23 protein-coding genes are annotated in these 18,655 nt (G+C 55.4%); 21 read left to right on the forward strand and 2 right to left on the reverse strand.

Going from position 1 to position 18,655, the window contains the following annotated elements:
- Positions 1–14 precede the first annotated feature (14 nt).
- From DC3_RS20530 to DC3_RS20610, 17 genes are all read left to right on the forward strand, one after another.
- Positions 15–932: an aldose epimerase family protein gene (locus DC3_RS20530; RefSeq protein WP_186816161.1), complete on the forward strand. Its 918-nt coding sequence runs from the start codon at positions 15–17 to the stop codon at positions 930–932.
- A gap of 207 nt (positions 933–1,139) precedes the next feature.
- On the forward strand, positions 1,140–1,886 hold the full coding sequence (locus DC3_RS20535) for a hypothetical protein (RefSeq protein ID WP_146887713.1): 747 nt from the start codon (positions 1,140–1,142) through the stop codon (positions 1,884–1,886).
- Positions 1,883–2,626: a hypothetical protein gene (locus DC3_RS20540; protein WP_146887715.1), complete on the forward strand. Its 744-nt coding sequence runs from the start codon at positions 1,883–1,885 to the stop codon at positions 2,624–2,626. Before DC3_RS20535 ends, DC3_RS20540 begins: the two co-directional genes overlap by 4 nt.
- Positions 2,627–2,673: 47 nt before the next feature.
- Positions 2,674–3,447 carry an Ig-like domain-containing domain gene (locus DC3_RS20545; protein ID WP_146887717.1) on the forward strand — a complete coding sequence of 258 codons (774 nt, stop codon included), beginning with the start codon at positions 2,674–2,676 and terminating at the stop codon, positions 3,445–3,447.
- Positions 3,448–3,450: 3 nt separating this feature from the next.
- Complete coding sequence (locus DC3_RS20550) at positions 3,451–4,215, forward strand: Ig-like domain-containing domain (RefSeq protein ID WP_146887719.1); 765 nt, start codon at positions 3,451–3,453, stop codon at positions 4,213–4,215.
- Between the two features lie 77 nt (positions 4,216–4,292).
- On the forward strand, positions 4,293–5,462 hold the full coding sequence (gene lysS / locus DC3_RS20555) for a homocitrate synthase (protein WP_146887721.1): 1,170 nt from the start codon (positions 4,293–4,295) through the stop codon (positions 5,460–5,462).
- Positions 5,463–5,598: 136 nt separating this feature from the next.
- Positions 5,599–6,465, forward strand: a complete 867-nt coding sequence (locus tag DC3_RS20560) for a PhzF family phenazine biosynthesis protein (protein ID WP_186816162.1) — start codon at positions 5,599–5,601, stop codon at positions 6,463–6,465.
- A gap of 12 nt (positions 6,466–6,477) precedes the next feature.
- Complete coding sequence (locus DC3_RS20565; RefSeq protein ID WP_146887725.1) at positions 6,478–7,728, forward strand: 3-isopropylmalate dehydratase large subunit; 1,251 nt, start codon at positions 6,478–6,480, stop codon at positions 7,726–7,728.
- A gap of 75 nt (positions 7,729–7,803) precedes the next feature.
- Positions 7,804–8,331, forward strand: coding sequence for a hypothetical protein (locus DC3_RS20570; RefSeq protein WP_146887727.1), 528 nt, complete (start codon positions 7,804–7,806; stop codon positions 8,329–8,331).
- 3 nt (positions 8,332–8,334) lie between these two features.
- Positions 8,335–8,829 carry a LeuD/DmdB family oxidoreductase small subunit gene (locus DC3_RS20575; RefSeq protein ID WP_146887867.1) on the forward strand — a complete coding sequence of 165 codons (495 nt, stop codon included), beginning with the start codon at positions 8,335–8,337 and terminating at the stop codon, positions 8,827–8,829.
- 17 nt (positions 8,830–8,846) lie between these two features.
- Entirely contained in the window at positions 8,847–9,125 is a 279-nt protein-coding gene (locus tag DC3_RS20580) for a zinc ribbon domain-containing protein (protein WP_146887729.1), read from the forward strand.
- A 59-nt stretch (positions 9,126–9,184) separates the two neighbouring features.
- Positions 9,185–9,358, forward strand: a complete 174-nt coding sequence (gene lysW / locus DC3_RS20585) for a lysine biosynthesis protein LysW (RefSeq protein WP_034341312.1) — start codon at positions 9,185–9,187, stop codon at positions 9,356–9,358.
- Between the two features lie 236 nt (positions 9,359–9,594).
- Entirely contained in the window at positions 9,595–10,437 is an 843-nt protein-coding gene (lysX, locus tag DC3_RS20590; RefSeq protein ID WP_146887731.1) for a lysine biosynthesis protein LysX, read from the forward strand.
- A gap of 90 nt (positions 10,438–10,527) precedes the next feature.
- On the forward strand, positions 10,528–11,058 hold the full coding sequence (locus tag DC3_RS20595) for a hypothetical protein (protein WP_146887733.1): 531 nt from the start codon (positions 10,528–10,530) through the stop codon (positions 11,056–11,058).
- Positions 11,055–11,363: a MazG nucleotide pyrophosphohydrolase domain-containing protein gene (locus tag DC3_RS20600; protein ID WP_146887734.1), complete on the forward strand. Its 309-nt coding sequence runs from the start codon at positions 11,055–11,057 to the stop codon at positions 11,361–11,363. The genes DC3_RS20595 and DC3_RS20600 overlap by 4 nt, the downstream gene beginning before the upstream one ends.
- 84 nt (positions 11,364–11,447) lie before the next feature.
- The gene (argC, locus tag DC3_RS20605) at positions 11,448–12,485 is read left to right on the forward strand and encodes an N-acetyl-gamma-glutamyl-phosphate reductase (RefSeq protein WP_146887736.1); all 1,038 of its coding nucleotides are present in this window, start codon (positions 11,448–11,450) and stop codon (positions 12,483–12,485) included.
- 80 nt (positions 12,486–12,565) lie between these two features.
- A complete protein-coding gene (locus DC3_RS20610) occupies positions 12,566–13,192 on the forward strand; it encodes a hypothetical protein (protein WP_146887738.1) in 627 nt (208 codons plus the stop codon).
- Positions 13,193–13,331: 139 nt separating this feature from the next.
- Here DC3_RS20610 and DC3_RS20615 read toward each other — a convergent pair whose 3' ends face one another.
- Positions 13,332–14,321: a LacI family DNA-binding transcriptional regulator gene (locus tag DC3_RS20615; protein ID WP_146887740.1), complete on the reverse strand. Its 990-nt coding sequence runs from the start codon at positions 14,319–14,321 to the stop codon at positions 13,332–13,334.
- A gap of 376 nt (positions 14,322–14,697) precedes the next feature.
- Here DC3_RS20615 and DC3_RS20620 point away from each other — a divergent pair, with 376 nt between their 5' ends.
- Complete coding sequence (locus DC3_RS20620; protein WP_146887742.1) at positions 14,698–15,411, forward strand: SIR2 family NAD-dependent protein deacylase; 714 nt, start codon at positions 14,698–14,700, stop codon at positions 15,409–15,411.
- A gap of 3 nt (positions 15,412–15,414) precedes the next feature.
- Entirely contained in the window at positions 15,415–15,801 is a 387-nt protein-coding gene (locus DC3_RS20625) for a hypothetical protein (RefSeq protein WP_146887744.1), read from the forward strand.
- Between the two features lie 3 nt (positions 15,802–15,804).
- Here the strand turns inward: DC3_RS20625 and pdxR are convergent, their stop codons facing one another.
- Positions 15,805–17,247 (reverse strand): MocR-like pyridoxine biosynthesis transcription factor PdxR, encoded by a 1,443-nt coding sequence (gene pdxR, locus DC3_RS20630; protein WP_146887745.1) that lies wholly within the window; start codon positions 17,245–17,247, stop codon positions 15,805–15,807.
- A gap of 146 nt (positions 17,248–17,393) precedes the next feature.
- On the opposite strand from pdxR, the gene DC3_RS20635 reads away from it, so the two are divergent.
- Positions 17,394–17,666, forward strand: a complete 273-nt coding sequence (locus DC3_RS20635) for a hypothetical protein (RefSeq protein ID WP_146887747.1) — start codon at positions 17,394–17,396, stop codon at positions 17,664–17,666.
- 143 nt (positions 17,667–17,809) lie between these two features.
- Positions 17,810–18,634: a [LysW]-aminoadipate kinase gene (locus DC3_RS20640; RefSeq protein WP_146887749.1), complete on the forward strand. Its 825-nt coding sequence runs from the start codon at positions 17,810–17,812 to the stop codon at positions 18,632–18,634.
- Positions 18,635–18,655: the final 21 nt, after the last annotated feature.

Raw genomic sequence — 18,655 nt, forward strand, 5'->3', positions numbered from 1 at the left:
CCATAATGGGAACCATGGACTTACACACCATCGAAAACGGCCAGTTGCGCCTGCAGGTGCATGAACGCCTCGGGGCCAGCATTGCAGCACTTCAGTACCGCATCGGGGGCACCTGGCACCCCATCATGCGGGAAGTTTCCGACGACGCCCTGAAAGGCAACATCTCCAGCCCACTCAGCAGTTACTCCCTGGTGCCCTTCTCCAACCGTATCCCTGAAGGCAAATTCACCTTCAAGGGGAAACAGCACCAGCTCATGACCAACACCAAGGAGCACACCACCATTCACGGGGACGTGCGCAACCGCCCTCACCGCCTGCAGGAGGCCACCCTCACCCGTCTGGTGTTCGGGTTTGACTCCCGGGAGCACACCGATCTGGAAGCCTTCAACTATCCTTTCCCCCTCACCCTGAAGACCACCTTTGAGTTGACGGGCAACACCCTGATCCAGACCCTGGAGATCACCAATGTCGGAGATGAGGAAATGCCCATCGGTTTTGGGATTCACCCTTATTTCGTGCGTTCCTTTGCTGGCTCTGGAGATGCCGTACTGCAGTTCGAAGTGGATGGCGTCTACAGGACCGACAGCACCAACATCCCAAAAGAAGGCAAACAGCCCCTGCCTGCAGATCTGGATTTCAGTGGTGGCGCAGCGCTGGGAGACCGCAAATTTGACACCGTTTTTGGTGGGTTTGCAGGAAACCTCAAGGTCAGCTATCCAGGCACCCCTTACAACCTGACCCTGCAGGCCGACCCGGTGTTCCAGCACCTGATTCTCTTCACTGCCCCCGATGGAACCATGGCCCTGGAACCCGTGACCAACTGCACCAATGCCTTCAATCTGCATGAAGAGGGGGTCAAAGACACCGGTTTCCTGAGCTTGCTCCCCGGAAACAGCATTTCTGGCAGCATCCAGTTCACGCTTGGCGAATAACTTTTGCTTTGTTTGAACAACCACCTGCCAGTGCTGGCAGGTGGTTTTGCATGAGAGTCTCTCAGAAAAAGTGACAAATCCGTCACAAGTGCTCAGCTCAACTTCAATTATTCTGGGTGCAAATCCATATGCATCTGGAGGTCAAGCTGATCCTTGTTTTTTGATGTCCATCCAGAATCCATCACATCATGCTCACGAGGTTTATATATGAAAAAACTCTTCTATATGCTGCTGGTGCCCGCACTGGCGTCCTGTGGTTTTCAGATGCCAGAGATGGACAGAAATGCCTGGCTGGCTTTCAACCAGGATTACAAAGACCTGTCCTACAATAAGGACCGCACTCCTGCCCAGCGTTTCTTTGATGTGGATTTTGTTGAGACCGCAGATGTGCATCTGGACACCGACCCGGCCACCATCAACAACCAGAACCTGCAGTTGATGGATCTTGCCACCCAGCAAGCCATCCCCATGACCTTTTCCATGCATGAGTATCCCGATGGAATGGGAGGCATTCGCGGAAAATACATCAAGTTGAAAGCTTCACAGGTGCTGAAGTACAACCATGCTTACCGTCTGATCGCCCATAAAGGCATCAAGACCCGTAAGGGCAATGCCATGACCAGCGAGGAGATCTATGATTTCCAGACGGAAAAAGAACCTCTGCAGTTGCTTGTTTTAAATGAGGGTTTCGATCCTGAAAGCAAAACCTATCAAATCACCCTCAAAAACAACAGTGCGTTTTCCAGTTCAGGACTCATCTTCAACAAAGTCTGCGATGCACCTGCCCGTCGGGCGTACCACGCTTATGTGAAGGAATGGGCTGCTGGAGCAACGGCAACGGTCATCCTGAAGTTGATTGAAGGTTCCATTCAGGACAACACGGCTCCAACAGAATGCCGACCATTAAAAGCTTACGATTTCTTTGCCGAACGAGAAATTCTGGTGAATCCATGAAAAAACTGTTGTTGATGCTGCCCCTCCTGATGGTGGCCTGCAATCGAACAGAACGTCCTTATGATGCTGCGGTCCTTCCTTCACATGTGATTTTTGTTTCGCAGCAGGACACCTGGAACATGGAGTACACCACGAAAGTGATTGTCAATGACCGTCAGACCGTCACCCTGAAGCTGGACATTCCATCCAGAATCGATGCCAGCAACCTGTCCAGCAAATTCAACCTGAAGTACCTTGCCGACACCCTGCAGATTCCACTGCAGGTGTCCCACAAAGAATACGTTTCTGTCAGGGACAATCAGGTTCATACCCTCATCACTGTCAAAACCACCCAGCCACTGAACTTTGAAAAAGGACAGTACGACACGGATTTCCATGTGCAACCCATTCCCGCAGCAGACGGCAAGAAACGAACCCTTGCCCTGGAATATGGTCTTGAGCTTGTCAAGGCCAGTGAGGTGTTGAAAGGAGAGAACCTCAAGCTTTTTCCTGGGGACACCCCTGAGCTTTCTGCCACCATCAAGAACCCCTCTGCTGCTGTGGTCCCTGCTTTTGTGGTGCGTGGAAGCTGCCATGAGGATGAGAACATGGCCACCTTCTATCAAGCCATTCCAGAAATCCCAGCAGGAGGATCTGTTCAGGTGAACCTGAAATTCCGCAATGGAGAAAAAACCCTCAGTGCCGCTACAGATTGCAACATCTGGGGTGCCCGCCTGGATCAGGCCATTGCCATTGAGTGATCCTTTTTCAGCAGCTCCTGTCCATTGTTCTTGATCAAGGAGTACACATGATCCACAAAAAGCTTCACCCTTTCATGATTCTGTCTCTCGCTCTGACCTTTTCCTCTTGCAGCACGACCTACGTGAACCCCACCAAAGACCCTGATCCAGGACCTCCAGTGGTGGATGTGGTTGCAGATTCGAAATTTTTTCTGAACCCTGTGTCAGGGACAGGGGCCCACACCAGCCTTCATGATATCGATTTTGTCGCCCAGTTGCGTTTCAGCGAGACCATGAACATCGGCACGGTTGAAAAAAGCATCCTGCTGCTGGACAGCCAGAATCAGGTTGTGCCTCTGAAACTGACCTACAAGAGTGACCTGTACAATTACCGGGCCAGCACCAGCGTGGAAGTGAAACCTCAGAAACCTCTGGCTTACAACCAGACTTATCAGCTGAAAGTCCTGAAAACAGCAGAGGACATCACCGGACAGGCCCTCGTTCAGGAAAAGCAGATGGATTTCACCACCGAAAAAGCGCCAGTGCAATTGCGGATTGAAAAGTCTGTTTATGCCTTTGGTGCTGGTGAACCCACCTATACCCTGACCCTGAAGAATGTTGCGGCTGATCCTGCCCAGAAGGTCCATTTGTGGACCCGTTGCGAGAACAGTTTCTCCCAGGTGGAATTCAGGTTCTATCTTCCTCAACTTGCTTCACAGGCTTCGATGGTCCTCACAGCGGAAGTGTTTGGTGGACAGAACATCGGGGGAGCAAAACAGGTGGTTTGCAAAACCCAGGCTCTGGCAGAAAGCCAGGACCGTGAAGTCTGGTTGCTGGAGTGAATCATGAAACATTTTCTGATGCTTTCTGCACTGCTGGGGCTTCTGTCGGCCTGCTCGATGGGCTCACCCACGCCACCTCCCCCGGCCATCAATGAGCCTGGACCTCCAGAGGCGTGGATCTACCCTCACAACCTCCATGCCTTCAACGGGGTGGATCATCTGGATCTGGATGAAGATCCCATTCTTGATTTCAATGTCCTCTTCAATGAGGAGATGGACAAAAATTCTGTGGTCAGCAGTGTCTCCATCACAGATGATGCAGGACATCTGGTGCCTTTTGATTTCACGCTCACCTCGGCCCGCATCGATGGTGAAGGACCTTATGCGCTCCTGATTCCAATGGTTCTCAATGCAAGAAGCAAAGCCCCTTTGAAGTACGGGACCCATTACACCATCGCAGTGAAGCGCACCGCCAGAGACATCACAGGAGAGAACCTCAAGGAAGAGGTGTCAGCAGATCTGTGGACAGCGGTTGCTCCCTACCGACTGAAGGTGGAGCAACTGGCTCTGGCTGCAGGAGACCCTCCAGTGTTGCAGGTGAAGGTCACCAATCTGGCGGCCCCGGTGAAAAGCCTGATGCTTCACGCCTCCTGTGCCCGCAATGTGGTCACAACGTCCTTTTACCGTTACTTTGCTGCCCTTGACTCAGGGGAATCGAGACAGGTCAACATGACGTACAGTTCTGGAAAGCAGGATGTGGCTCCTGACCTCCAGTGCGCGGTTCAGGGAGAGGTGCTGGATCAGTTTGCCAGGGTTTACATTGAATGAGTCAGCTTTACAATTGTAAACTTTATTCACATTTTATTTGACATTTGATAATTTTTGGGGTACATTGTTTTTCACTTATGAGTCAGGAGTCCCCCAACCAGGAGTACAAAGCCTACATTCCCGCAAACCGGTGGTTCATCATCGATTCCACCCTGCGGGAAGGTGAACAATTTGCCCGTGCCAGCTTCACCAGCGACGACAAAGTCGAGGTCGCAAAAGCACTGGACACCTTCGGTGTGGAATTCATCGAAGTGACCACCCCCATGGTCAACGATCAGGCCGCAAAAGACGCCACCCGACTGGTGAACCTGGGCCTGAACGCCAAGATCATCACCCACGTGCGCTGCGCCATGGAAGACGCCAGACGGGCCATTGACACTGGCGTGCACGGCCTGGACCTCCTGTTCGGAACCTCCAGCTACCTGCGTGAATTCTCCCACGGCAAGAGCATCGACCAGATCATCGATCAGGCCAGAGAAGTCATCCAGTACGTCAAGTCTCAGGGCGTGCAGGTGCGTTTCTCCGCCGAGGACACCTTCAGAAGCGAAGAGGAAGACCTCCTGAGGGTGTACAAGGCTGTGGACGAAATTGGTGTCAACCGGGTTGGACTGGCAGACACCGTGGGTGTGGCCACCCCCAGGCAAGTGTACTCTCTGGTGCGCGAGGTGCGTAAAGCCGTGAAATGCGACATTGAATTCCACGGCCACAACGACACCGGATGCGCTGTCTCCAACGCCTATGAAGCTGTCGAGGCCGGAGCCACCCACATTGACACCACCATTCTGGGCATCGGGGAGCGCAACGGCATCACCCCCATGGGCGGATTCCTGGCCCGCATGTTCACCTTCGATCCCCAGGGTCTGATCGACAAGTACAACCTGGAAATGCTCCCCGAGCTCGACAACATGATTGCTCGCATGGTGGGCCTGCCCATTCCCTGGAACAACTACCTGACTGGAGAATTCGCCTACAACCACAAGGCCGGGATGCACCTGAAAGCCATCTACCTCAACCCCGGCGCTTACGAGGCCATTCCCCCGGAAGTCTTCGGGGTGGGCCGCCGCATTCAGGCCGGCAGCAAACTGACTGGCAAGCACGCCATTGCCTTCAAAGCCCGCGAACTCGGCCTGCACTTCGGGGAGCACCAGCTCCGGGACATCACCGACCACATCAAGGCCCTCGCAGACAACGGCGACCTCGACGACGAGCACATTGCCGACATCCTGAAAAGCTGGGTGCTGGCGTAAGTTTACAGTCAACAGTTTACAGTTGACAGTTCGCATTGGCTCAGGCTTGCGCAAGTGCCTCCCGCTGTGAACTGTTCACTGTGAACTGTCAACTTTTTGATGACATGGACAGATGATCCACGTCCCAGAGGACCCAATGCCCCAGACTTACATCTATACCGTCTACAACGATTACCCCAGTGCCACAGGTGGGAAGGTCATTGCCGTGTGCGAGGAGGCCCTGGAAGCGGAGTTCCAGGCCATTGCAAAGCAGAATGCTGCCAAATATGGTGCGCCCATCACGGCATTCATCACCGAATACGCACAGGACCATGTGAGCCTGCGCTTCTTCAATGCCCAGAAGGAAAAAGGCGACTCTGACTCGGGTGCGATTGTGGCCCTGGCCCACCTGAAGGAACGTGGAGAAATCGACAAAACCGTGCAGTTGAACATGCAAGAAGTGATGCAGGCCCGACTGCAACACGGCATGTACCACATCCTGCAGGGAGATGCAAAAGCCTGGGAGGTTCCCGTGGACCTCGACCACGTGTGCGAGGCCCTGCAAATCGACCATTCCGATCTGGACCAGCGGTACCCCATCATGGCCGCAAGCACCAGCAGACCCAATCTGGTGGTCCCCCTGACCGCTGAGGGTCTGAGAAGTGCCAAACCCAATCTGGAACTGGTCACGGACCTCAACAATGCCACTGGCACCAGAGGGTTGATTTTTGTGTGCCTGGAGGGAGAAATCAGCTTCAGGTACACCGCCCCCCTCAAGAACATTGTGGAAGACAACGCCGCGAGCAACACTTATGCAACACTCTGCGGATACTTATCAAAAGTGGGTATGCTGGAAGATGGAGCGCAGCGCCTGAGCGTCACGCAAGCCGTCGCCATCAAAAAACCCTCCAGACTCAGTGCAAGCTTCACCGTAGAGAACGGCGAGGCAAGAGACATCTGGGTGGGCGGACTGGTCACCCGGCAGGAAGTGCTGGACCTGACCACCGACGAAGAAGAGGAGTGAGGAAAGAGAACCATGAAACCCCAGACCATGGCTGAAAAAATCCTCTCCCAGCGCAGCGGCAAGACCGTGTATGCGGGAGACCTCGCAGTTGTCGAGGTGGATGAAGTGATGATCGTGGATTCCATTGCCGAATCGGTGATCAAAGTGCTGGACCGGGAACTCGAAACCACCCCCAAATTCCCGGAACGGGTGTCCATCGTGATCGACCACGTGGCCCCGGCCAGCAGTGTGAATGTGGCCAAGAGCCATCAGGTGGCCCGTGAATATGCTGCCCGCACTGGGGTCAAGCTCTTTGATGTGGGTCGCGGCATCTGCCACCAGGTGCTGATGGAAGAAGGTCTGGCCTTCCCTGGAGCCATCGTGCTCGGAAGCGACAGCCACAGCACCACTTATGGCGCAGTGGCTGCTTTCGGGACTGGAATGGGAGCGACGGACATTGCTCTGGCTGCGGCCAGTGGCAAAACCTGGCTGAAAGTCCCCGAGTCCGTGAAAGTCACCCTGACCGGAGAACTCAATGCTGGTGTGACGGCCAAAGACGTGGCTCTGGAAATGATCCGCGTGCTGACCGCAGACGGTGGCACCTACATGAGCATCGAAATCCACGCTGGAGACCGCTTCACCAGAGGCGAACGCATGACCCTGGCGAACCTCTGCGTGGAAGCAGGAGCAAAAGCAGGTCTGGTTGTTCCTGGCGGCGAAATCCTCACGGATTACGGTTACACCGTTCCTGAGTGGGTCTACCCCGATGAAGGCGCACGCTATGTCACGGACATCACCATCGACCTGAGCACCCTCACCCCCCGCATGAGCGTCCCGAGCTACGTGGACAACGTGGAGGAAGTGACCACCCTGCGTGGCACAAAGGTGGATCAGGTGTTCATCGGGACCTGCACCAACGGGCGTCTGGAAGACCTGCACGCCGCAGCAGACATCCTGAAGGGTCGCAAGGTGGCCCCTGGCCTTCGCCTTCTGGTGATCCCTGCCAGCAGTGAGGTGCTGGAGCAAGCCACTGCGGATGGAACCCTGTTGACCCTGATCCGTTCTGGCGCAACCCTGAGCACTCCGGGCTGTGGTCCCTGCATGGGCCGTCACCAGGGCGTACTGGCCCCCGGAGAAGTCTGCGTGAGCACTTCAAACCGCAACTTCATCGGGCGCATGGGGGACAAGGACGCCAAGATTTATCTGGCCTCCCCTGCTGTTGCTGCAGCCACTGCAGTGATGGGCGTGATTTCACTCCCTGAAGACTTGCCGGTGATAGCGTAAACAGGACTGGAAAACATGACCACCATTGCAACTGTCTTCTTTCAAAAAGATTCTGAGATTGATCTTCAGGAGCTTGTGAAGCGTTTGCAAGCCTCAGCTTTCTTCGAAAACTGTCCCATCACATTGCAGGATCAACAGATTCGTGTTCAACTTCCTGCAACTGTTCTGGGGGTCTATCATGCCACTGACAAGTATGTCTCTGAAGAAGCACCAGAAATTGCAGAATGGTTTAAAGACAAGCTGACCCAGACTGAATACGACCTGGTGTTTCACAGCAATCATCGTGTCGAAATTGCCATTGAAGAAGAAATGGTGATGGATTGTTTCAATGAATGGCTGGTTTGTTCAGAGATTGTGAGTGAATTGGCACCTTCGGTGGCCCTTCAGGTCAACATGGGGGAGGTGTTGTGGACCCCATCCATGTTTCAGGAGGATGCCATGTCTGAAAACCAGAGTCTGAACGAGGCCTTTTCTTTCAAATGCCCTGCCTGCGGTGAAGAGGTCGAAGTCCCTGACCCCACCAAGAAACGCGTCGAATGCCCTGGATGTGGGGTCACCTGGAACCTGGATGACCTGATGGGCTGGTTCACAGAAGAGGAGTAAATGATGTCCAGAATCTGGAAATTTGGAGATTCCATCAACACCGACGACATCCTGCCCGGAAAGTATGCCCCTTTCATGGTTGGAGAGGATGTCTTTCACAAGTACGCCTTCTCGCACTTCCGTCCCGAGTTTGCCGGACAGGTCAAGCCTGGTGACCTGCTGGTGGGGGGGCGCAACTGGGGTCTTGGGTCCAGCCGTGAGTATGCCCCGATGGCCCTCAAGAAACTGCAAATCGGTGGGATCATTGCCCACAGCTTTGCCCGCATCCACTACCGCAACCTGCTGAACCTGGGCATTCCCGCTTTCGAGGCCCCTGAGATTGCCGATGCCCTGCAAGATGGGGACGAGGTGACCCTGGACCTTGCCACCGGAGTCCTGACCCGCAACGGTGAGGTGTTCCAGCTTCCCCCACCCCCCGCTTTCCTGACCGAAGCCCTCAAAGAAGGCAGCATCCTGCAGTACTACCGCAAGTACCAGAAGTTCCCCGGCGAGGAATAAGGGTTAAGATGAACGGGATGTATCAAGCTTTCTGTGAAGCCTGTGGCGAAGAACTCCTGTTCACCGAACAAGACCTGAGAGAGTTTCAGGACGGTGACATCATCACCTGCGACTGCTGTCACACCGATCTGGAAATCGTGAAGACCGATGAAGGCCTGGAGTTGCACCGTCACGTCTGGATGACCACCTGCCCCAAGTGCAGCGAGGAATTCGAACTGACCGAGGAGATGCTTCAGAAAAGCCTAGCCCAATGTCCCCACTGCAAATACAAATTTGCTCTAGAGTGGGAGGAGTAAAAGTCCGTGAGGTTTTCCTCACAACCACCATGAACCTGTGAGGTTCAAAGGAGAGAAACATGGCAACTGTAAGCTTTGAATGCCCCGAATGCGGCGGAACCATCGAACTGAACAACCCTGAGCTTGGCGAACTGGTCATCTGTGACGAGTGCGGCGCAGAACTGGAAGTCACCAGCCTGGAGCCCCCGGTTCTCAGCCTTGCTCCTCAGGAAGCCGAAGACTGGGGCGAGTGAAGCGCACCGGGATTGGTTCTGTTGACTGCTCAAAAATGGTTCTTTTTTTGAAGAACACTTTCTGGCACAATGAGAACACTCGGACAGGTGTCCGAAATACACAAAATCCCAGTGTCCTGAACCGCACTTGATCCCCACCGTTGACCAGACTTGCTGTTCAACTTTTCGCCCCGGGTGCCTGAGCAGGCTTCGGGGCTTTGTTCTGACTGCTGAAGCAGACTTTTCGAGAGGAAAAAATGGCCGATTTCGCAATCATCTACGACCGTGTGCGCCCCGACGAGAAAATGCTTTTTGATGCCCTGGATGAACTTGGCATTGAATATGACAAGGTGTACGCACCCCAGCTGAAACTCACTTTCGGTGAGGGTCAGGTGCCCTGGAAAGCCGCCATCGAACGCTGTGTGAGCCAGTCCAGAGGCCACGCCATCACCCGCGCTCTGGAGGGCTTCGGGGTGAAAGTGGTGAATCCCAGTCATGTGATCGAGATGTGCGGGGACAAACTCGCCACCAACGCACGTCTGGCCGCTGCAGGCATTCCCACCCCAAAAACCGGAGTGGCTTTCACTGCAGAGAGCGCCCTGGAACTGATCGAAGAATTCGGTTACCCCGTGGTCATGAAACCCACCGTGGGAAGCTGGGGCCGCATGGTCTCCAAGATCAACGACCGTGATGCCGCAGAGGCCATCATCGAGCACAAAGAAGTGCTGGGCGGCTACCAGCACCAGATTTTCTACATTCAGGAACTGGTGAAAAAGCCCGAGCGTGACATCCGCGCCTTCGTGATTGGGGATCAGTGCATCGGGGCCATCTACCGCTCCAGTGAACACTGGATCACCAACACCGCCCGTGGTGGCAAGGCCTCCAAGTGCGAAGTCACCCCCGAGCTGAACGATCTGGCCGTGCGTGCTGCAAAAGCCGTGGAGGGCGAAATCGTGGCCATTGACCTCGTGGAAGACCCCGAGCGTGGCCTCCTGGTCATCGAGATCAACCACACCATGGAATTCAAGAACAGCGTGTCCACCACTGGCGTGAACATCCCTAAACTGATGGCTGAGTACACGCTGCAGTACACGAAGTAAGAATGTATAGGGGCGCAGCGTGCTGAGGGACCAAAACGCGGTCCCTCGTATAGCACAAGACGCGTACTGCGCCCTCTCCAAAGGACCCCCATGCTGGACCCGAGACTCATCAAAAACCTGCGCCTGTTTTCCTCCAGAGAGGATCTGGAGCTGTACCTGGATTTTGTCGGGGAACTGCTCAGCAGGCTGGAGCTTGAAAACAGGGACCCCAGGTTTCACGTCAATCCAGTGTCGGGAAGTTCTTTTGCTCTGCCTTTCACCATCAACAACCGCTACATCTGCAGGATGATCAAGAAGTCTGGGCTTTATGGGGTTCAGACCCTCCATGCAGGACTGGATTTTATTCAGGACTGGGAGGTTCTGGCCCGGCCCAGCAAGTGGGCTTTCTCTCAGAGGAACCATGACCTGCCTGATTGCCCTCCCAGCATGATGTTTTACCCCATGCCTCTGTTCAGGGACCACAAAGAGCAGATTGTGGAGGAGCTGGTCACCATCGCGAAACGTGAACTGGCGGTGGCCAGAGCAACCCCCATGCGAAAAGTGCACAGTTCAGACGTTTATCTGCTGATGACCGATCCAGATTTCAGGGAAGACATCCTCTCTGGAATGGAGTGGACATGACCCTGAAGGACCTTGCTCAAGCCATCCAGCAGGAATTTGCGCTTCACGCCGATCCTGCGACCCGCGTGCTGGACATCACCAGCGAGGCAGGAGAACTTGCCAAAGCGGTCCTGAAAAGCACGCAGTACGGCAGCAGACCGTTTACCGTGACGGACAACTTCAGGGAAGAATTGGGTGACACCCTTTTTGCTTTACTGGTGCTCTGTGCCGAAACAGGCGTTGATCCCGATGAGGCACTGGAGCAGGTGAGGCAAAAGCTCAGAATCCGACTGCAACAGAAGCAGGATCTGGGGTCCGGGCAATAGTCAAAACAACCACGACAACAAAAGCGCCTGAGGGCCGCTTCGCAATCAAGAATCCACAGCAGCACAAACTCAAGGAGAAGTGACATGAGCAAACTCAAAGTTGGAATTGTTGGCGGGTCCGGTTACGCAGGGGGCGAGTTCCTGCGTCTGGCCCTCGGTCACCCGAATCTGGAAGTCACCCAGGTCACCAGTGAGCGCAACGCTGGAGATCCCATCACCTTCGTGCATCCCAACCTGCGTGGGCGCACAAATTTGAAATTCCGCCGCATGGCCGATCTGGAGCCTGTGGATGTGCTGGTTCTGGCCCTGCCCCACGGCAATGCAGCCAAGCGTTTCAGCCAGTTTGCAGGTCTGGCAGACACCATCATCGACCTGTCTGCAGACTTCCGCATCAAGGACCTGGACCTCTACAAGAAGTACTATGACGAGGACCACCCGGCCCCTGACCTGATTGACCAGTGGGTTTACGGCAACCCCGAGCTGCACCGCGAAGAACTGAAGGGTGCAAAACGCATTGCCTGCGCGGGTTGCTTTGCCACCAGTGCCATTCTGGCCCTTTACCCCCTGCTGAAACTGGGTGTGCCCCAGCCCAAAGACATCATCGTGACGGGTCTGGTGGGCTCCAGTGCTGCAGGTGCAAGTGCCACCGATGCCAGTCACCACCCTGAGCGGGACAACAGCTACCGTGTGTACTCCGCCACCGGGCACCGCCACTACGCCGAGCTGCATCAGGAGCTTCCCGGCAACTTCCCCATTCACCTGACGGCCATTGCCGGTCCTCATGTGCGTGGCATCCTGACCACTGCCCAGTTGTGGATTCCCGATGGTTACAGCGAGCGTGACGTGTGGGGCGCTTTCCGCGAAGTGTACGGCAGCGAGCCTTTCATCCGCATCGTGAAGGTCCGCAAGGGCATCCACCGCTACCCCGATCCCAAACTGGTTTCTGGCACCAACTACTGCGACATCGGCTTCGAGATCGATCAGGACTCTGGTCGCGTGGTGGTCATGAGCGCCATCGACAACCTCGTGAAAGGCACGGCAGGTCACGCCATCCAGTCCCTGAACATCGCCCAGGGCTGGGAGGAGACGCTGGGTCTGGAGTTTGCGGGGTTGCATCCTTAAATTGCCGAGGGCCGAGAGCCCAGAGCCGAGGGCAAAAACAAAATCAGCCACATCTGTTAAGCACCCTTGCAAATGCAGGGGTGCTTTTTCTCTGGTACATTTGCGGCATGGATCAAGCTGTAGGAGAAGATTTGGCAGGGAAATGGGTAACTTGTCATCAGATTGGCATTTATGATTTTGCTTTGACCAAGGGGAAAAAATACCAGGTTTTAAAAGTGAAAGAGGACCTGAGAGAAATCAGACTCCGAGGCGACAACCAGCGGCATCGCTGGTACCCCACCTGGTATTTTGACCTCTCCGGAGGTGATGTACCCATCCTTAAAAAAATCACAGTGGACGATCCCATCGATGATCCTTTCTGTGATTATGTCGAAGTGACTTTGACACTCTCAGATGGCAATCGGCGCTGGTGCGTCTGTGCCACACCCTCTTATTTTCAGCGGTACATTGAGGATGGCATTCAGGCCAAAGAGGTTGGAGAGGGAGAAAATCGCAGGGTGGCTTTGCAGCTTCTTGGCGCTCCAAAGTTTGCCCCTGGAGGCAAAACCTTTCTGCATTTCAACATTCCCCATCTGGTGATGTTCTCCGAGCTTTCCGAAGCGACCATCTGGACAGCCATGAAGCACATGGACGATCAGGGAGAACTGGAAGCTTCGTCGGTGCCCTATAGCCATGCACGAATGGAAAATGATCTGGAGAATGAATAAAAAGTCCTTGCCCCTTCGACAAGGACTTTTCTGCTGATGGGTTTTGTTTCTCTGGGGCTGGAAAAATTCTGCTGTGATCTGTTCCCTTTTCAGCCCTCGGCTCTGGGCTCTCGGCCCTCGGCGGGCCGCAGGCCCATCATTACCGTTTAATCATCCGTTTCACAGGCCCCGATGAGCTCCGCACGATCAGTTCAGTGGGGAGCAGACCATGTCCAGCAGGACGGTTTTCCAGCAGGTCCAGAAGCATTCTGGCTGCAGTGTGACCCACGTCGCGGATGGGTTGTTTGACGGTGGTGAGGGCAGGTCTGAAAACCTGGGCAATTTCCAGGTCGTCGAATCCGGTCACGCTCACGTCGTAGGGGACACGGAGCCCGGCGTCTTCCAGAGCATAGATCGCACCCACAGCCATTTCATCGCTGGCCGAAGCAATCGCAGTGAATTCGATGCCTTTTTCCAGGGCCTGACGCACAGCCCGGTATCCGCCCAGTTCGCTGAATCCACCGTCCAGAATCAGGTCAGGATCTTCTTCGATGTTGTGGTCGGCGAGGGTCTGGTGGTAGGCTTCGAGCCTGTCAAAAGTGGTCTGGCCGATGGGGCTTCCGGTGAGGTGGGCAATGCGGGTGTGCCCCAGTTTGACGAGGTGCAGCACCGAGCTCTGCATGCCTTTGAAGTTGTCCACGTCCACCCAGGGGGTGTCCTGATCGATCAGGCGACCAATCACCACATGGGGGATGCCTTTTTCTTTGAGCTGTTCCAGGCGGGTGTCGTGCAGCCTGAGGCCCGGGAAGATGAAGGCCTGCACCTTGCTGGGGTCGGCCTGGGAGGGTTCAAGGACACGGGCCGTGTAGCCGTGTTGCATCAGGACTTCCTGCACGGCGTCCATGATGATGGCGTAATAAGGGCTGTTGGAGGCGTGGCTGGAAAAGGGGGCCACCGCGACAAGGCCACGGGTGCCTCTGGCGAGTTTGCGGGCTCCGGCATCTGGAACGTATCCAAGCTGGCGAACCACTTCCAGCACCTGTTTGCGGGTCTGTTCATTGACATCTGCCCGGTTGTTGAGCACGCGGGAGACGGTTCCGATGGACACGCCAGCGATGCGGGCCACTTCGTTGATGGTGATTTTGCTCATGAAGACGCACCTTTCTGGGTCAGCGGCTGTGGCTGTCAGAGAATGGCAGGGCAGCGTTTACGCTTACAGCTGGAAACCGCCTGCACTTTTCATCCGATTTTGGCTGTTTCCATTATAGGGGGTCTGTGGAATTCCATGCAGTGTTGGCAGGTTTTCCACCCTGCCCTATTTTGCAGGCTGATGGCGCTCCTGTCATCGGTGACAACACCTATTCGGAAAACTTTTCCGCAAGTTGTGCACAATTTACGGAAATTTACGGAAAGGGCTGATTTTGCGCAATGTGCGCGGAAAAGATCAAGCTGTAAACGCAAACAACGTCTCGGCATGCCCACCCCGTTACACTTCCGTAAGAAAACAGTAGACTTGAAGAGACCTCATGGAACGACGCCTCAAACATCTTGTGGTTCTCTCTGGTGCTGGCATCTCTGCAGAAAGTGGACTCTCCACCTTCCGCGATTTCAATGGGCTGTGGCACCATTACCGGGTGGAAGAAGTCGCCTCGCTGGATGCCTGGAAGAAGCACCCGAAGCTGGTGCTGGAGTTCTACAACGAGCGGCGAAGGCAGGCCATCGAAGCGAAACCCAACGCCGGGCACCAGGCCCTGGCCATGCTGGAGCAGCACTATCAGGTCACCATCATCACCCAGAATGTGGACCACCTGCATGAGCAGGCAGGGTCCAGTTCGGTGGTGCACCTGCATGGAGAACTGTTTAAAGCCCGGTCCACCCTGGACCCTGAACTGGTGTACCAGCTTCAGGGAACAGAGCTCAACTGGGGAGACACCTGTGAACAGGGTTCACAGCTGAGGCCGCACATCGTCTGGTTCGGGGAGGAAGTTTCGCAGTTCAAACACGCTGCCCATCTGGTGCGACAGGCGGACATCTTCATTGTGGTGGGAACCTCGCTGGCGGTTTATCCTGCGTCCTCTCTGCTGCACCATGTCCCGGAAGACACCCCCAAGTACATCATTGACCCCAGAAGACCCGAGTTGCCCAGAATTCCAAACGTGTCTTTCATTCAGGCGGTGGCCAGCCGGGGATTGCCGCAACTCGCCAGAGAGTTGATTGCTCTGGAAAGCCTGGCCCGCTGAACCATGCGCAGCCTGAGATTTGGGCTGTGCTGTGCATTGCTTGGCGCACTTTCTGCGTGGCTGGGATTGAAATTTTTCCCCACACAGGCAGGCTTTATTGCTGCCCCCACTGCACGTGAAATGGTCGTCTGGAGTGCTGCTGGTGTGCTGGGTGTGCTTGGAGCCGTCTGGTCTTTATCAGGGGTGCGCAAAAGCAGTCTCCTCGAAGGCATCCTGCTCGCCCTGATCGGTGTGCCCCTGGTCAGCCTGATTTCTCTGCTCTTCTGGTGGGGACCTGAACCGTACACCTTCAGCACAGCCTGGGTGCTGGGCTGGGACATGCTGCTGAAGACCTGGTGGCTGCTGATCCTGATGGGTCTGGGTGCCCACTGGCTCAGACGGATGATCTGACCATCAGCTGCTGTTTTCTGTGGCACACTGGAGGATCACTTCGCTGAGCACCTTGCCTCCCTGCTGAATCTGGGGCAGGGAGAGTCCACCATAGCCCAGCATCAGACCATTGAGGGGCACATTCTGGGCGTAATAGCGGTCTGGAGGCTCCACCAGCACTTTTCTGGCCGCACACTGCCGCTGAACCTCGCGGTAGGGGATGTGGTCTGGAAGCTGCAGGAAACCATGCAAGCCTGCATCGATCCCAATCAGGCGACAGAGCCCTGCAGTTTCCTTGAGGGCTTCTTTCAGGGCCTGCCGTTTCTGGGCATAGACTTTACGCATGCTGCGGATGTGGCGGTCCAGCATCCCACGGCGCAGGAGTTCCAGCATGGCGGTCTGCAGCACGTGCGAGTGCTGGTAATCGGTCAGTTGCCTGAGCACCTTCACCCGATCAATCAGGGCAGGCGGAGCAACGATATAGCCCAACCTCAGGGCTGGTGTGAGGACTTTGGAGAGGGTCCCGATGTAAGCCACCAGTCCATGGTGGTCCATGGACGCCAGTGCAGGCAGAGGAGCATCAAAACGAAACTCACTCTCGTAATCGTCTTCAATGATCAGGGCGTCGTGCTGTGCGGCAAAATGCAGCAGGGCCTCCCTGCGGGGCAAAGACATGCGGTACCCCAGAGGAAACTGGTGGCTGGGCGTGGTGTAGATCAGCACCGGAGGAGGGTCATCCGGGAGGCTCTGTACCCGCAGGCCATCTTCATCCACCTCTGTGGGAACCACAGTGGCCTCATGGTGCCGAAAAACCTCGCGGGCCAGTGGAAATCCGGGTTCCTCGAAAGCCACCTGGTCTCCCCTCTCAAGGGTCACCTGCGCAATCAGGTTGAGCGCATGGATGGTGCCGGAGGTGATCATCACATCTGCAGCAGTGCAGGCAATGCCTCTGGATCTGCGCACAAAAAGGGCCACCTGTTCCCGCAATTCCAGTTCTCCCTGGGCATCCTGATAATCGGCAGGAAAGGCCGTCTGACCCACAGCCCGCCACAGCACTTTCCAGTCGTCTTTGCTGAGTGCCTCCAGGCTGGGCAGCCCTGCGCGGAATTCAATGGTGCCCTCCACAATGGGCCGGGTCACAGGCAACTCCAGTGGAGGTTTCTGCATCCAGCGGGGAGACCTTTGCATGGCAGGCATTCCAGCAGTGCGGGAGGTCACCTCTGGGTTCACAAAGGTTCCTGAGCCCTGCCGGGAGACCAGCAAGCCTTCAGCGAGCAGTTCCTCGAAAGCAGCAATCACAGTGTTGCGGGTTACTCCATAAACCTGCGCGAGGTCACGGGTGGAAGGGAGGCGCATTCCAGCAGGCAATTTGCCTTGCAGGATCTGGTTGCGGAGCTGTTCGCGGATCTGCTGACCCAGCGGAATTTTCTGGTGACGCTCTAAAGAGAGCTGGAGGTCGCGTGGCACACGATGATTCTAACAGTCCCTTCTTGAAGCAGACACAGACCTGACTGTTGCAAGAAATTCATGCTTTCTTAAGCGTGAAGGAAATGTGAGCAAGTCTTACGCTCTGGATTTCCCCCAGATTCTAATTTGAAGAAGAGGAGGATTTTATGCGTCATGGATGCCTTTTGGGTGTGATTTTGCTGGTGCTTGGGATCGGACAGGCTGCTGCAGAGACAGAGCTGTTCACCCTGAATGTAAAGAACCACTGTGAGAACAGCATGGACATTTTCATCGATGGAGCCTATGTGGGGACTGTGGAGCAGGAAGGGCAGTTCGCCATCATGTCGGGTGAACACATGCTTTATGCCAGAAACACCATTGAATATGCAGATGCCACAGTGGTGGCAGATCAGGATTACGACTGGATGCTGTGCCACTGAGGCTTCAACCGAAATATTCATTGAAGTGCTCCCCGGCGTTACCCGGGGAGTAACCTTTTAAACGGTAGAAATACAGACATCAAATTTAACATTTGAAAAGTTTAGACTTGAAATTCTTTACAGATGTATGCCATACTCAGGGCATGATCATCGTGAAGGTTGGCGGTTCTTTAGGCATCGACTATGACGCGCTGTGCAGGGACATTGCAGCGCTGTACAAAGCAGGGGAAAAACTGATCCTGGTGCACGGCGGCAGCGCCGAAACCAACAGGGTGGCCGAGGCCCTCGGGCATCCTCCCCGTTTCATCACGTCTCCAAGTGGCTACACCAGCCGTTTCACGGACCGTGAGACCATCGAAATCTTCGAAATGGTGTACTGCGGCAAGATGAACAAGGGCATTGTCGAGCGCCTGCAACGTCTGGGCGTCAATGCTGTGGGCCTCAGCGGTCTGGATGGCCGGGTCTTTGAAGGCAAGCACAAAGACAGCGTGCGCAGCGTGGAAAACGGCAAGGTCAAACTCCTGCGCGGAGACCACACCGGCACCGTCGAGAAGGTCAACACCCACCTGATCGAGCTCCTGCTGGACAACGGTTACTTGCCTGTCCTGACCCCTCCGGCCAGCAGCTATGAAGGGGTGGCCATCAACGTGGACGGAGACCGTGCTGCCGCAGCATTGGCCACGGCCCTCAAAGCCCACACCCTGATGATGCTCTCCAACGTCCCTGGCCTGCTGCGCGAGTACCCCAACGAAGACAGCCTGATTCCCTTCATTCCTGCCACCGATGTGGAGTCCTACATGGGCTTTGCCCAGGACCGCATGAAGAAGAAAGTCCTCGGTGCCGCAGAAGCTGTGGCCGGAGGCGTGGGCCGCGTGATCTTCGGAGATGCCCGCATTGAGAACCCTGTCTCTGCAGCCCTTTCTGGCAAAGGCACCGTGGTGGCAGACAAGGCCAACGCAGCAGACTGAACCTGACCTCTCTCTGGTGCA

This window comes from Deinococcus cellulosilyticus NBRC 106333 = KACC 11606 (assembly GCF_007990775.1).
Classification (GTDB): domain Bacteria; phylum Deinococcota; class Deinococci; order Deinococcales; family Deinococcaceae; genus Deinococcus_C; species Deinococcus_C cellulosilyticus.